Genomic DNA, 14,261 nt, shown 5'->3' with positions numbered 1-14,261 from the left:
ACCCCACTGTTACCCGCGGGAAACGCCACCACCAGACGCGGATTCGGCCCCGCCCGCAACACCAGATGCGCCGCGGTACCGCCGTCCCGCAGAAAGTAGTTCAGATTCCCGCCTTCGGAGACCTCGAACCGCAACGGCTGCTCCGCACGCCCGGCCGTGCACCCCGCGACCACCAGCGCCATCGCGACCACCAGCGCGATCCTCGAGCCCAGCCACCGCATCCCCGCCTCCCATCGGTGAGGTCAGTATCGGAATCGATAGTGCCTCGCCACAGCACGGATATGAAGCTTCTTCCGCCCCGTTTCCGGGATACTCGAGTCTCATCTACCGATGATTTTCCGGACCGCCCGTCGTCCATCCGGTATAGGCGTGCATCTCACACAGGAGGAAGGTCATGACTCGGGTTGTCGCGGATATCACGATGTCGGTGGACGGATATATCACCGGGCCGAACGACGGTCCCGGGGCTGGGCTCGGTGAGCGCGGCGAATGCCTGCACAACTGGGTGATGGGCGGGCCGTGGACGTATGCGGGCGGGCATCCGTTCGCGCCGCAGGAGGCCGATCGGGAGGTGCTGGCGCAGGCCGTGAGTTCGATCGGGGCGGGCATCATCGGCAGGCGCATGTTCGACGTCACCGACGGCTGGGGCGGCAACCCGCCCGGTGGGCCGGACGCGCGGTACTTCGTTGTGACGCATTCGGTTCCGTCGAAGTGGGCGAATGTCGAATCGCCGTTCACGTTCGTCACCGACGGCATCCACAGCGCCCTGGACCAGGCTCGCGCGGTGGCCGAGGGAAAGGACGTGGGGATCGGCGGCGGCGCGAACGTCATCCAGCAATTCCTGGCCGCCGGTCTGGTCGATGAATTGCGCCTGCATGTGGCGCCGGTACTGCTGGGCGCGGGTAAACGCCTGTTCGACCACCTCGGTGACCGAACCATCGAGCTGGAACGAACCCGCGTGGTCGAATCGCCCTACGCCACCCACCTGTATTTCACCGTGGGCAAATAATCGCGGCGAGCATTCGTTGCGCGGCGGATATCGCGCTCACCGATGCCGCCGATTCACCGAGCGCGGAGGGCGCGGCGCAGCATCTTCCCGGTTTCGGTGCGGGGCAACTCATCTCGGAACTCGAAGCGGTTGGGGATCTTGAATCCCGCCAGCGCCGCGCGGCAATGATCCGTCAGACGCCGAGCCAGGCTCTCGTCGCCGACGCTTTCCGGCACGGGCTGGACGAAAGCGACGACGCGCTGACCCCATTCGGGGTCGGGTTCACCGATGACCGCGGCGTCGGCGACCTCCGGATGCGCGAGCAGCCTGCCCTCGATCTCGGCGGGGTAAATATTGACACCACCGGACAGGATCAGGTCGGTTCGCCTGTCGCACAGGAAGATTCGACCTTCCTCATCGAGGTAGCCGACATCGCCGACGGTGAACAGCTCACCGCGGCGCGCGGCCGCGGTCTTCTCCGCGTCACCGTGGTAGTCGAGCTGGGTGGACGCGGAGTGGAAATACAGTATTCCGGGCTCACCGGGCGGCAGCTCCGCACCGTCGTCGTCGAGAACCCGCACCTGGACCGAGGGCAGCGGACGCCCCACGGTGCCCGGCGCCTTCAGCCACTCGGCCGTCGGCACGATCGAGACCATGCCCTCGGAGGCGCCGTAGTACTCGACCACGACCGGACCCAGCCAGTCGATCATCTCCTGCTTGACCTGCGGTGGACACGGGGCGGCCCCGTGCATGACGCTGCTGAGCGAGGACAGGTCGTGACCGGAACGGACCCGTTCGGGCAGGCGCAGCATGCGGTGGAACATCGTCGGCACGAGATGGGTGCTGGTAACCCGGTACTGCTCGATCAGTCCGAGCGTGCGCTGCGCGTCGAACCGGTCCATCAGCACCAGGGTGTGCCCGAGATGCAGTGCGCCCATGGAGAATGTGCCCGGCGCGGCGTGATACAGCGGGCAGGCCACCAGATGTACGCCCGCGCCGGGACGTAATCCGAAGGCCCGCAGGGTCTGTATGCCGTCGGGATGCAGGGCGGGGGGCTGCCCGGACAGCGGACGCCGAACTCCCTTGGGCCGCCCGGTCGTCCCCGAGGTGTACAACATCGTCTGCCCCGCAGTGCGATCCGCCGGGGCGCCGCTGGGCTGATCCGCGCCCCAGCTCTCGAAATCCGACCATCCCTCGACCGGCCCGATCGAGAATCGCCGCTGCTCCGTGATGCCCAACTCGTCCAGCACCCAGGTGCAGGTCACCGCTATGTCCGCATCGGCGACGACCACGCGCGCACCGCTGTTCTCGACGATGTACGCGATCTCCGCGGGCGTCGACCGGTAGTTCACCGGGGTGAAGTAGACCCCCATCTGCATTGTCGCCAAAAGCATTTCGTAATAAGCGAACCCGTTGCGCACGACCACGACCACCCCGTCGCCCACACCGGCCCCCAGCCCTCGCAGTGCGTGCGTCAGCCGATTCGCTCGCGCGAACAGCTGCCCGAAACTCACCGGACGCCCGGCGGGATCGATCACCGCGACCCGGTCCGGATCCTCCACGGCGATGTCGTAGAACATGCTCGCTCCCTCGCTCGGCTCTGCCGGTCGTCCGCTCGCTCAGACTCGATCGACATCCACCGTACGACGAATCCCGGCACGGCCGACGAGATCGACCGCCAGCCGGGGCCGAGCGCGAGAAAACCTCAGCTCACGGCGCGAGCCACGGTGAATCACCATCCGCCCCAGCCGGGTCCCACTCATGGGTCTCACGCGTGTAGAACCGCACGGACTGCAGGCTCGGACTACGCGCGACCAGTACCCACCCCGCCAGCCCACGCAGCACCGGAGAGTGCTCGATCCCGCGACCATCCAGGCGCTCGCCCAGCCCGACCAGGTCATCCCTGGTCCGGACCGCGAAGGTGATGGGATCGAGCCCGGCGGTCCGCCCTGCCGCGGCCGGATCCAGCCGCAGTTCCAGATACGGTGCGACACCGGGAATCCGAACGAGACAGCCGAACAGATCACCGGCGGCCGTGCGGTGGTCCAGACTCGGCTCCCGCCGAGCCCCGACGAGCGCCTCCCACCACGCGAGGTCAGCGGCAAGATCGGTGACGAAAACCTTCAGATGATGTATTCCGTCGAATCCGTTGGGCCCGTCCATCAGCACACCATAGCGCCCCGAATGAACGATTCAAGTTGCGCGACAAGGTGATCCAGCGGTCCGGCGCGCGAGAACCGGCCTCCCGCCGCATTTTCCGCCCGCGTTCGTCCGAAACCGGATGATCGAGCCACGAAAATGCAGCGGTAGGCCGGGTCATCGCGTAGTGGCGTGGAGTCGGCTCGCGGAGCGCGGTTCGGTGTGGTGGCCGTGCGCTGATGGCTGGCGGGTCGCGGGGTATGGGAGAACCGGCCTCCGGCTGCATTCTTCGGGCGGAATTGTCGGGAATCAGAGTTTCGGGGCGGAAAAATGCAGCGAAAGGCCGGGGTGCGGTCTGCTCGCAGAGTGCAGCGCGGCGGCCGTGCCCTGAGACCGGGTCATGGGCGTAGTGCCGGGTCGGCATCGCGGGGAGCGGCTCGGAGAACCGGCCTCCCTCTGCATTCTTCGGACGGAATCCTCGGAAACCAGAGTCTCGGGGCGGAAAAATGCAGCGGGAGGCCGGGCACGGACCGGCATGATGGACGGCGATGTCCAATACACTCGCCGATATCCTGCCGTCCGTCGCCGCATCGTTCGGGATGGGCGGGCCCGATCCGCTGGGGCTCAGGCCCAATCGCGATGTCGTGATGCTGCTGATCGACGGTTTGGGCGCAGAACTACTCGCGCGGCACCCGGAGGTCGCGCCCACGCTGACCGCACACGTCACCGGCACGCTGACCGCCGGATTCCCCGCGACCACCGCGACGAGTCTCACGAGTCTGGCCATCGGCGCGCCCTGTGCGACACACGGCATCGTCGGATACAGCTTCGCGGTACCCGATGCCGATGGTCCACGGCTGCTCAACGCGTTGCGCTGGAGCCTGGACTCGGCGACCGGACCGGATGCGCGCGAGGCGTACCCGCCGGAGACGGTGCAGCCGCATCCCAGCCGGTTGCAGGACCTCGCCGCGCACGGCGTGCAGGTGCACTACGTGGTACCCGAATATCAGCGCGGCTCCGGGCTGACCCGGGCATCGTTCCGCGCGGACGGAGTACTGCATCCGGCCACCACCCTCGACCAGGTGCGAGCCGGAATCCTCACGGCCGCGGATCATTCGGATCGGCAGAGCCGCTTCGTCTACGCCTACTTCCCCGATCTCGACGCGAACGGTCACCTCCACGGCCCCGAATCGCCGCCGTGGCTCTCGGTTCTGGGCGATATCGATCGGTGCGTCGCCGATCTGCTGACCGATCTCCCGGCCACGTGCACACTCCTGATCACGGGCGACCACGGAATGATCCGGGCGGACGCGGTGATCGATCTCGATACCCGGCCGCACCTGCACCACGACGTGCGGCTGATCGGCGGCGAGCCTCGCGTGCGCCACGTCTACCTCGACCGCGCCGACGCGCTGCCCGATGTGCTGGCCCGATGGACCGGCGAACTATCCACGCACGCAACGATAGTGAGCCGCGAGCAGGCGTTGGACGAACACTGGTTCGGCCCCACCCCGCCCGGCCCGATCATCACCGGCCGCATCGGCGACCTCGTCGCCGTCGCCCAGGGCAACAGCGTGCTCGTCCGCCCCGGCCTCGAACCGATGGAATCGACGCTGCTCGGCCACCACGGCGCCCGGACCTCCGCCGAACAGCTGATCCCACTGATCACCGGATAGCGATGGATACCCGGGGCCGCACCCTCTCGGGCACGACCCCGTCCTTATTCGGTGATGTCCGAACGATTTTCAGAGATCTCCCGAATAGTCCTGGCTGATCCACCGGTCAGGACGAATGCTGAACAGCACCGACCCTTCCACGGGCATGGCATCGGCGAACGCCCGACCGCCCTCTGGTCCGAGATAGCGCACGGCGATCTCCTCCCGCACGTCCCGCGGCGCGGGGCTCGTCGCATCGACGATCGTCCCTTCGACGCTGACGTACTGATACGGCGGCTCTTCGCGCTGCACGGTCACCGTCACCACCCCGGCGGCGCGCATGAGCCGCGCCTTGCGACTCCCGTCGCTGGTGTGAATCCGGATCACCCCACCCGGGGTGTAGTCGTACCAGATCGGAATGCTCAACGGCGGCCGGCCATCCGCCGCTTGGACCGACAGCACGGCCGTGTGCTTGGCCTCGAGAAACTTCTGACGCTCAACCTCGGAAAAGGGTTTCGGCATGCATGATCAGACACCCGACCCCGCGTCGTTTATTCCTGGCCGCTCGGCGACGCGCGAAACCATACACTCGATAGTGATATACATCACAACTCTAACCTCATCGGATTCGCCGATCGACGGCCCGTCGGTGTCGTGACATCCCCGTAGCGGTTTCGATGAGCTAGAGCGGCTGAGCGAGAACGGCTTTCATTCACCCTGGTCGACAGGACCAAGACTTGACTCCAGATTCAACTCGAGTCAGCATTGTGTCGCAGATCACAGGCTCGGTGATCTCGCCGAGCCGGACTGCTTGGATCGACGCCGGTCGACGGCCGGATCAGCGAGGTAGCCATGCTCGACAGCACCGCCAACACCCCCACGCGAGAAGGCCGGGCCGGTTACCCGTTCGGCTGGATCTGGCATAGGCAGTTGCCGCACTATCCGGATACGGCCCTGCGTTACGGATTCCTGTTGATCACCGTGCTCGCCACCGTGGTGCTCTACTACGAGCTGTACGTCCAGGGCGCGGTCGCCACCAAGATCATAGTCAGCTTCGGATTCACCTTCACCCAGTACATCTTCGTCTCGGTGCTCGGAAATCTGGTGGGGGCCTTCGGATCTCTGGCGGCGGGCCTGGCCGACCGTTGGGGGCGAGCGAATCTCGTGGTCGTCGGCCTGTTCATCACCGGCCTCATCGTCGTCGTCGGGCTGCCCAGGGTCACCGAGAAGCCAGCCTGGACAGTGCTGTTCGCCGTACTGAGCATCGTGGAGGGGATCATGCTGGTGGCGACGCCGGCACTGATCCGCGACTTCTCACCCCAGCTGGGCCGCGCCTCGGCGATGGGGTTCTGGACCATGGGTCCGGTACTGGGCAGCCTGGTCGTCACCGTGGTCTCCAGCCACACCCTGTCCACTCATCCCGACTGGCAATTCCAGTTCTACGTCTGCGGTATCTCCGGCCTCGTGGTCGCCGTGATCGCACTGCTCGGTCTGCGCGAGCTCACGCCGCAGTTGCGGGATCAGCTGATGGTGAGCCTGCGCGATCGTCAGCTCGTCGAGGCGCGCGCGGCCGGCCTCGACCCGGAGCAGGCGCTGCGCGGGCACTGGCGGCAACTGCTGCGCCCGGACGTTTTCGGCTCCGCCTTCGCGATCAGCGTCTTCCTGTTCTTCTACTACATCGCGGTCGGCCTGTTCGTGGTCTACTTCGTCACCACGTTCGGCTACAGCGAGGCTCGCGCCAACGCCCTGGCCAACTGGTACTGGGCCGCGGACGCGATCGCGCTGATCGTCGCCGGAGTCCTGTCCGACCGACTGCGAGTGCGCAAGCCGTTCATGATCGTCGGCGCGGTCGTCGCCTGCTGCTCGACGGCGGTGTTCGCCCTGCTCGCCACCCGACCGAACACCTCGTATTACGAGTTCGCCGCGGTGATGGCCATCGGCGCCGCCGGCGCCGCGTTCGCCTACTGCACGTGGATGGCCGCGTACACCGAGACCGTCGAGGCGCACAACCCGGCCGCCACCGCCACCGGCCTGGCCATCTACGGCTGGACCATCCGCATCGTGATCACCATCTCCCTGGCGGTGTTCACCCTCGTGGTCACCGCGACATCCACACTGGTGGACCAGGGTTCGCGCGTCGGGGCGATCGTCGCGGCCTATCCCGAGCAGACCGCCGCGCTCTCGGCCCTATCCCCGCAGGTGAGCGCCCAGCTCGCCGCGCATCCCACCGACCCGTCCGTCGCCGCCACCGCGGTAACACAGCTCATCCACGCGAAGGTGGCCACGGATCCGGCGGGCGCCGAAGCCGTTCTGCGCCAACTGGGCTCGCACCCGATTCCCACGGCGGATCTGGCCTACCTGAAGGCGCATTCGGCCGAAGTAGCGAAGGCAGGACACGACGGCCCGCGGCAATGGCAGGTGTGGTGGTGGGTCTGCGCCATCACCCAATTGCTGTTCATCCCCTTCGTTTTCGTGATGCGTGGCCGCTGGAGCCCGTCCAAGGCCCGCGAGGACGCCGAACGCCACGAGGCGATGGTCCAGCAGAGCCTCGCGGAGCTGCACGGCCGATAACCACCCCGATCGGGAACCCGGCGCCTAACCGGGTCGGACCTCGTCGAGTAGCCGGCGCAGGTCCGTTCGGTCCGATTCGGCGGTTTCCGGATCGGTGAGCAGCGCGGTGGCGGCGACATGCAGAGCGTGTATCGCGCAGCGCACCGTTGGTTCGTCCATCAGCGCAAAGGCGATACCGCGCCGGGAAACGAGGCCACCGACTGGTCGCTCGGTCGATACCGTCGCCGCCCTTCTCACCAATCTCTCCCAGCCGGTGATGGTGGTGATCCAGTCCGTTCCGTCCGGGAAATAGATGTGTCGCCGCGTCGGCTGGATCGTGCCGAGGAGGGCGGCCAGGTGGTCAGCCAGTATGTGGAGCCGAGAGTCGATCGGCGGCTGGGTGGCGAGTTCCTCGACCGTGTCCAGGAGCGCCTGCACGAACTGTTCGTCGTATCCGGGATCCACACGCATGCCCTCCGGTCGCAGCCGATCGGCGAGTTGTCCCAGCCCGCGCTGTTCGAGTTCATCCCGAGCCCGTGCGGAAATCCGTTGCCAGGTGGCCGGTTCAGCGGTCCACCGCTCGATACCGAAATGCACGGCGACCGGGCGTTCGGTCGTAGCGAGTTCCACTTCCAGAAGTTCCGCCAGGCGGTGCGAGTGGTCGGCATTACCCTCCTCGCCGTCCGCGATCGCCTCCTGATGCAGCTCACGTGCCGCACCCAGTAGCGCTCGAGCCACCGGTAACCGATCCTCGTCGGACATCATGTCGAAGAACACCCCGTAATCGTCCAGTCCCTCGGCATCCGGTAACCGGGCCCGCGCCCGCTCGACGAACGAGTACCAACCGAGCGAATTGGCGAACCACAGCTCACCGCTGCTGAAAACGACGACCGCCGACACCAAGCCATTGTCACTCGATACCGTCCGGCCGCAACCAGATTCGCCCATGGACGACCTCGATGTGCTCGACACGTCCACTGACTCGCCCCAGCGCCCGCAGCGCGGGAATCACTGTGCTGAAACACGAACCATCGGCCCACAATCCGTGAGCGAAAACAATACTCGGCATGACGTGCGCTTGCGGGTTCCGGAGCGGAGGCGGGTTTTCCGGACCGGAAAAGCCCCGGACCTCCAGCTCCCGGAGGGCGCGGGCGACCGGGGCGCTGACAGCCGATGCGGCTTCTTCCTACTGTTCGGTGGTGATTTCGGCTCGGTCTTCGGTGCAACCTGCTGTGGCGGCGGCGGTCATAGGTTCGGAGAGATGCAATGGTGCTGGTCGGGGATCCACAACGGTTTGCCGTCGAATACGAGCTCGACGCGGCGGGCAGCGACACGCCGCCGTCGCACTGGATATTCGGGCGTATCCGATGGTGGTGCGGTAACCAGCCGGTCGGCCGCTACGAATCGAGCACGGCGATCCGATATGTCGCGTCGGCGGCCGAACGGATTCTCCGGCAGGACAGCGGCAGGCACGAGTCCGACCTCGTCGACCTGCCGGCCGGGGAAGTGGCGCGGATCGTCACCGAGGCGCTGTTCGCCGACAACGACCGCTCCGACGAGCAGATCGCGGCGGACGGCACGCGGTATGGTCCCTATTTCGTCAGTCCGCGCACCGCGGCCTTCGATCCCTGGGACATCTTCGTCGTCGAGAGCGCGACGCACGCACGACTCATCTGGGGGCAGGTCGATCATCGGGAGTTGCACGAACTACGCCTGCGCGCCGGCGAATTCGCGCAGGTGCTGCGCGGATTTCTGGACACCCTTCCGCTGGAGCAGGCCCGGTGAGCGGTCAACGCGCGACCTCGGGCACCGGCAGATCGCGCCACACCCGGCGCCTCTTCCAGCGGATATGGATTTCGCGGATCGCGCGAAGCGCGTCGACGTAGGAGACCACCGCGTTCTGCGGCCCGCTGGATTCCTCCCAGAGTTGATTGATCTGCTCGACCACCTCGGCCCGGCCGGGCTCGTCACCCAACTCGCGGAACAGCGCGAGCCCCGCACCGGCCAGGTCGGCGGCGGAATAGTCGCCGGCCTTGAACCGCACCAAGCCCAGGCCGAGGAAGGCGTACGCCTCACCGATCCGATCGCCGATCTCCCGGAAGATCCCCGGCGCCTGTTCGACCAGCTCGGCGGCGCCGCGATAATCACCGGCCTGGTAGCGCAGCAGCCCCAGCAGCATGAGGCTGTACGCCTCCATGACCCGGTCGCCGATGCCGCGGACGATCGCGGTGGCCTCTTGCAGATGGAAGGTGGCCTCACCGTAGTTGCCCTCGGCATACCGCAGCAATGCCAGTCCGTCGAGGCTGAAGGCGTGCCCCAGCCGGTCACCGGTCGCCCGGTAGATGCTCAGCGCCTGCCGGACCAGGGCCTCGGCGGCCGCCATGTCGCCCGCGGCGAAGCGCAACCGCCCCATGCTGCCGAGGGTGTACGCCTCACCGATCCGGTCGCCGACCTCCCGAAATATGCCCAATGCGCGGTCGAGGTCCGCGACTCCCTCGGGGATGGCGTCGGCGGCGTACCGCAGCCTGCCCAGGCCGTTGAGCACGTAGGCCTGGCCCACCCGGTCACCGATCTCCTCGAAGATCGCCAACGCCGCCCGCATCAGATCGTTTGCCTGGTGGTAGTCGGCGGCCGCGTAGCGCACCAGCCCGATCATGAGCTGCGTGTACCCCTGCCCGACCCGATCACCGATCTCCTGGAAGATCGCGAGTTCGCGGCGCATCTGCTCGGCCGCGGCCATGTAATCGCCGGTCGAATACCGGACCATACCGAGACTGCCGTGCACATAGGCGGTGCCGACTCGGTCACCGATCTCCTCGAAGATCTCCAGCGCCTGTTCGACCTGTTCGGCGGCGGCCGCGGCCTCTCCTGTCGCATACTTCGCGGTGGCGAGGGTGTCGATCGCGTAGGCCTCGTTCAGCCGATCACCGACATCCCGGCAGATCGCCAGCGCCTGGCGACCCAGCTCCGCGGCGCCCGTGTAGTCCCCGGTGGCGAACCGGACAGAGGCCAGATCACCGAGCGCGTAGGCCTCGCCGAACCGGTCACCGGTCTGGCGGTAAATCTCCAGCGCCTGCTGTTCGGCCGCCACCGCGTGCACGTAATCACCTGTCGCATAACGGATAACGCCCAGCTCATCGAGGGCATATGCCTCCCCCAGCCGATCACGAACCTGCCGGAATATCGCCAATGCCTGCTGAACCAGACTCGCGGCGCCCGGATAGTCGCCGGTCGCGTACCGGACCACGCCCAGCCCGCTGAGCGCGTACGCCTCCCCCAGCCGGTCGCCGACTTCCCGATACAGCGCCAGCGCCTGCCGGATCAACTCGACGGTGCCCGGATAGTCACCCGTGGCATATCCCAAGCGGCCCAGGCTGTTCAGCGCATGCGCCTGCCCGACCCGGTCACCGATATCCCGGTACATCCGCAAGGCCTGCCGGATCACCTCGGCGGTCCCCGGATAGTCACCGGTCGCGTACCGGACCCCGGCCAAATCGTTGAGCGCGTCGGCGGCGGCGGGCAGATCGCCGCTGTGTTCGGCGACCGTGGCCGCCCGGCGGTGCAGTCGAATCGCCAACGGCCACGGCCCATCCAGACGCAACAGCCCCGACAGGATGCTGGTCAGACCGATCACCCGCGCCGACTGATGGTGCGACGCCGCGTATTCCAGGCAGGCCAGCAGGTTCTCGCGCTCGGTCCGCAGCCAGGTCAGGGCCCCGGCACGATCCGAGAAGTACGGCGTGCCAGCCGGTTCCGGATCCTGCGACACCTGCAGGCGCAACCCCACAGCCACGAACCGATCGGCGGTCTCGGCGGTATGTTCGTAGTGGTCCAACAGCGCGTCGAGGGTCTCCCGGCGCTCGTCGACCGGATCCCGCTCGACCAGCTCCAACGCGTACTCGTGCAGCAGATCGTGCATCCGGTAGCGGCCGCTGTCCGGCTCATCGAGCAGATGGTCGGTGAACAGGGCCTCGAGTTCGCGCCGGGCCCGGGCCGGGGAGAGGCCGCCCAGCACCGCGGCCGCGTGCCGGTCGATGGCGGGCCCCGGATGCAGGCTCAGCTGCCGGAACAGCCGTTGCCGTTCTGCGGGCAGGTCACGGTAGGACATGGTGAACGCGGCCCGCACCGCCCGCTCACCCGCCTCCAGTTCGCCCAGCCGGTCCTGCGCCGTCGCGAGATCGGCGGCCATTTCGGCGACAGTCCAGCTGGTGTGATAGGCCAGCCGGCCCGCGAGCAGCACGATCGCCAGCGGCAGGTACCCGCACAACCGCACGATCTCCCGTACCGCCGCACGGTCCTCGCCGCCGGGGGTGCGGCGCGACAGCGTCCAGAACAGTTCGGCGGCCTTGTCCGGATCCAGCGTATCCAGCGCGAACGGCTCGGATCCGTCCAGCGCGATCAGGTGCCGCCGGCTGGTGATCAGGGTCAGGCAACCGGGACCGTTCGGCAGCAGCGGCTCGACCTGGTCGTAGTCCGCGACGTCGTCCAGCACGAGCAGGATCCGCTTGCCCGCCACCCGATCTCGCCACAGGTTGCGCCGATTCTCCAGGGTGTCGGGAATATTGCGGGGATCCACACCCAGATCGGTGAGCAGCCCGGCCAGTACGTCGGTGGGCTTCACCGTGGGACGGCCCGGGGTGTGGGCGTGCAGGCTGACGAAGTACCGGCCGTCCGGAAACCGTCCGGCGAGCCGATGCGCGACGCGGGTGGCCAGCACGGTTTTTCCGATGCCTGGCATGCCGTCGATGGTCCGGATCGAGGACGTCGCCGGCCGCTCGCCCGCCGCGTCGAGGATTCGCTGGACCTCGTCATCGCGGCCGATCAGCGTGCCGACGTCGCGGGGAAGGGTATCGACGACCACTGACCGGACGGCCGCGTCCTGCGCGGACGCCGGGGGCACGGGCGCCACCGTCGTGGAACCGACCTCGTCCAGGGCGGCCTGCCAAACTCGTTGCCATGTGGTGATATTCAGCAACCCGGCGGGGACGTCCGCCTGCTCCGACTGTGCCCGGAAGATCAGTGTCGCCAGCACCGGCTCGAGCGAGGAGAACTTCGCGGGCACATTGCGACCGGATCGCCAGTCGCTGACGCGCTGGACCGTCGGCAGCCCACGCCGCCCCTGTAATCGAGCCCTGGTGGCGCGCACCACCTGTTCGAGGGTCGGATTACCCGCCGCCTCGAACAGCTCTGACAAATTGCGCGCGAACGCCTTTCGAGCCGAGGAACTCGCCCCGCCAGCGCTACTTCTCGCCTGTCCAGTCAGTGTGATCACTCTTGTCTGGATGTGCCAATACATTCCGTTGTGTGCCGGGTCTGCGTACTCGACCCGCGCAGTGTGAATCTTATTCGGCGACTGGTCAGTTCGGGAACGCACATGCCGGATCCCCGGTCCGGCTTCACGTGCGATGTGGTGTGCCACAGGCACTACGCGGTTTTACAGCACCCGATGGCCGTACATCTCCCCGAGTTCGTCGGCGATCAGCTCGATTCGGGCGCCGTCCGGATCACGGAAGTACGCCGAGACCTCGCTGTGCGTCTCGTACGGCACACCGGCGGCGTCCAGGCGGGCCACGACCTCGGTCCAGCGGGCGGGGTCCATCGAGATCGCGAGGTGGTGCAGGCCGCCCAGGACCTCCGCGTAGGGGCCGAGGTCCAGACCCGGGAAATCGAAGAAGGCCAGCAGGTTGCCGTTGCCGATGTCGAAGAAGAAGTGCGAGGAACCAGCGTAGTCGCGGTTCTCGATCAACTCGGTGAGCGGGAAACCCAGCAGGTCCTGATAGAAGCGGATCGTCCGCTCCACATCACTGCTGATCAGCGCGGTGTGATGCAGGCCGCGGGCGGTCGAGGCGCCGCGGGCGGCGGGCGCCCGCAGATATGCCTCGCGCAGGCGCCGCCGGTCGGTGGGGGTATCGGTCACGGTGTCATCGGTCATCGAAGGTCTCCTCGGGCGTCTACATCCATGGTGGGCTCAAAAACGCCCGATTACGACTGGACGGTGGCGTGCATCTCCCACACCAGGATCTCGGCCGGTTCCGTCGCGGTGACCTCCAGGCCGCCCGTCGCGGTGAACCGGACCGCGTCGCCGGTGCGCAGCTCGCCGGCGCCCTCGAGCCGCACCGCACCACGGGGCACGAACAGGTGCAGGAACGGCGCGTCCGGCAGCCGCACCGACTGCCCCGGCGTCAGCCGCGCGGCGTGCAGGGCCGCGTACTTGTTCTTGATGCGAATGGCGGCATCGTGCTCGGGCATCCCCGAGGCGACCGGCACCAGCCCACCCGCCAGCAGTTCCGATTCGATCTCCAACTGCTCGTAGCCCGGGGTGATCCCGCCTTCGTCGGGCACCACCCACATCTGCACGAAATGCACCGGATCGGTATGCACATCCCCGCTCAGACGCCACGAGTCGTTCTTCTCCGAGTGCATGATCCCGCTTCCGGCGCTCATCCGCTGAGCCAGACCCGGGTAGATCACACCGCTGTGCCCGGTCGAGTCCTGATGCACCAGCGAGCCCTGCAGGACCCACGTCACGATCTCCATATCGCGATGCGGATGGGTCTCGAAGCCGGTTCCGGGATCGACGATGTCGTCGTTGTTGACCAGCAGCAACCCGTGGTGGGTGTTGGACGGGTCGTGGTGATGACCGAACGAGAACGAATGCTTCGAATCCAGCCAGCCGTACCGGGACTTCATCCGGTCCTCGGCACGGCGGACATCGATCTCGGGGGTCAGTTGGACGGTGCTCATGATGAGTACTCTCCTCGAGGGTTCCGGGTCGCTACTCACGATCCCATTTGGTTTCCATGTCCACCAACCGTACGCCGAGTGCGTCTATTCCCCACGGTCGCGCGAGCCGAGTCGGCGGCATCGCCGGTTGTCCGGACCGCGAGTGCATGATCCCTGTCGCCTGACGTTCTTCGCCCTACCAGCGC

12 protein-coding genes are annotated in these 14,261 nt (G+C 67.1%); 4 read left to right on the top strand and 8 right to left on the bottom strand.

Annotated elements, in window-relative coordinates; all coding sequences use genetic code 11:
* Positions 1-221: hypothetical protein (locus JZ791_RS28300; protein ID WP_216898392.1), on the bottom strand; the 221-nt coding region annotated here is incomplete at its 3' end.
* A gap of 173 nt (positions 222-394) precedes the next feature.
* On the opposite strand from JZ791_RS28300, the gene JZ791_RS28295 reads away from it, so the two are divergent.
* Positions 395-1,009: a dihydrofolate reductase family protein gene (locus JZ791_RS28295; protein WP_216898391.1), complete on the top strand. Its 615-nt coding sequence runs from the start codon at positions 395-397 to the stop codon at positions 1,007-1,009.
* 53 nt (positions 1,010-1,062) lie between these two features.
* Here JZ791_RS28295 and JZ791_RS28290 read toward each other — a convergent pair whose 3' ends face one another.
* Positions 1,063-2,568 carry an AMP-binding protein gene (locus tag JZ791_RS28290; RefSeq protein ID WP_216898390.1) on the bottom strand — a complete coding sequence of 502 codons (1,506 nt, stop codon included), beginning with the start codon at positions 2,566-2,568 and terminating at the stop codon, positions 1,063-1,065.
* 130 nt (positions 2,569-2,698) lie between these two features.
* Positions 2,699-3,151, bottom strand: coding sequence for a VOC family protein (locus tag JZ791_RS28285; protein ID WP_216898389.1), 453 nt, complete (start codon positions 3,149-3,151; stop codon positions 2,699-2,701).
* A gap of 524 nt (positions 3,152-3,675) precedes the next feature.
* Between JZ791_RS28285 and JZ791_RS28280 the strand changes: the two genes are divergently transcribed.
* Positions 3,676-4,803: an alkaline phosphatase family protein gene (locus JZ791_RS28280; protein ID WP_216898388.1), complete on the top strand. Its 1,128-nt coding sequence runs from the start codon at positions 3,676-3,678 to the stop codon at positions 4,801-4,803.
* 69 nt (positions 4,804-4,872) lie between these two features.
* On the opposite strand, the gene JZ791_RS28275 is transcribed toward JZ791_RS28280, so the two are convergent.
* Positions 4,873-5,304, bottom strand: coding sequence for a TIGR03618 family F420-dependent PPOX class oxidoreductase (locus JZ791_RS28275; RefSeq protein ID WP_216898387.1), 432 nt, complete (start codon positions 5,302-5,304; stop codon positions 4,873-4,875).
* 330 nt (positions 5,305-5,634) lie between these two features.
* On the opposite strand from JZ791_RS28275, the gene JZ791_RS28270 reads away from it, so the two are divergent.
* Entirely contained in the window at positions 5,635-7,353 is a 1,719-nt protein-coding gene (locus tag JZ791_RS28270) for an MFS transporter (protein WP_254206435.1), read from the top strand.
* Positions 7,354-7,377: 24 nt separating this feature from the next.
* Here the strand turns inward: JZ791_RS28270 and JZ791_RS28265 are convergent, their stop codons facing one another.
* Positions 7,378-8,232 (bottom strand): hypothetical protein, encoded by an 855-nt coding sequence (locus tag JZ791_RS28265; protein WP_216898386.1) that lies wholly within the window; start codon positions 8,230-8,232, stop codon positions 7,378-7,380.
* A 366-nt stretch (positions 8,233-8,598) separates the two neighbouring features.
* Here JZ791_RS28265 and JZ791_RS28260 point away from each other — a divergent pair, with 366 nt between their 5' ends.
* Positions 8,599-9,117, top strand: a complete 519-nt coding sequence (locus tag JZ791_RS28260; protein ID WP_216898385.1) for an Imm42 family immunity protein — start codon at positions 8,599-8,601, stop codon at positions 9,115-9,117.
* A gap of 4 nt (positions 9,118-9,121) precedes the next feature.
* Here the strand turns inward: JZ791_RS28260 and JZ791_RS28255 are convergent, their stop codons facing one another.
* From JZ791_RS28255 to JZ791_RS28245, 3 genes are all read right to left on the bottom strand, one after another.
* A complete protein-coding gene (locus JZ791_RS28255) occupies positions 9,122-12,526 on the bottom strand; it encodes a tetratricopeptide repeat protein (RefSeq protein ID WP_254206434.1) in 3,405 nt (1,134 codons plus the stop codon).
* A 240-nt stretch (positions 12,527-12,766) separates the two neighbouring features.
* Positions 12,767-13,264, bottom strand: coding sequence for a VOC family protein (locus JZ791_RS28250; protein WP_216898383.1), 498 nt, complete (start codon positions 13,262-13,264; stop codon positions 12,767-12,769).
* Between the two features lie 50 nt (positions 13,265-13,314).
* Complete coding sequence (locus JZ791_RS28245; protein ID WP_216898382.1) at positions 13,315-14,076, bottom strand: pirin family protein; 762 nt, start codon at positions 14,074-14,076, stop codon at positions 13,315-13,317.
* Positions 14,077-14,261: the final 185 nt, after the last annotated feature.

Source organism: Nocardia alni (assembly GCF_019038435.1).
Lineage (GTDB): Bacteria > Actinomycetota > Actinomycetes > Mycobacteriales > Mycobacteriaceae > Nocardia > Nocardia alni.
This window is presented reverse-complemented; position numbering and strand designations above follow the sequence as displayed.

What these genes read in the sequence shown, in the direction of transcription:
- JZ791_RS28280 (WP_216898388.1), top strand. Translation starts at nt 3,676, where the DNA reads ATGTCCAATACACTCGCCGATATCCTGCCGTCCGTCGCCGCATCGTTC.
- JZ791_RS28285 (WP_216898389.1), bottom strand. Translation starts at nt 3,151, where the DNA reads ATGGACGGGCCCAACGGATTCGACGGAATACATCATCTGAAGGTTTTC.
- JZ791_RS28245 (WP_216898382.1), bottom strand. Translation starts at nt 14,076, where the DNA reads ATGAGCACCGTCCAACTGACCCCCGAGATCGATGTCCGCCGTGCCGAG.
- JZ791_RS28250 (WP_216898383.1), bottom strand. Translation starts at nt 13,264, where the DNA reads ATGACCGATGACACCGTGACCGATACCCCCACCGACCGGCGGCGCCTG.
- JZ791_RS28290 (WP_216898390.1), bottom strand. Translation starts at nt 2,568, where the DNA reads ATGTTCTACGACATCGCCGTGGAGGATCCGGACCGGGTCGCGGTGATC.
- JZ791_RS28295 (WP_216898391.1), top strand. Translation starts at nt 395, where the DNA reads ATGACTCGGGTTGTCGCGGATATCACGATGTCGGTGGACGGATATATC.
- JZ791_RS28275 (WP_216898387.1), bottom strand. Translation starts at nt 5,304, where the DNA reads ATGCCGAAACCCTTTTCCGAGGTTGAGCGTCAGAAGTTTCTCGAGGCC.
- JZ791_RS28260 (WP_216898385.1), top strand. Translation starts at nt 8,599, where the DNA reads ATGGTGCTGGTCGGGGATCCACAACGGTTTGCCGTCGAATACGAGCTC.
- JZ791_RS28270 (WP_254206435.1), top strand. Translation starts at nt 5,635, where the DNA reads ATGCTCGACAGCACCGCCAACACCCCCACGCGAGAAGGCCGGGCCGGT.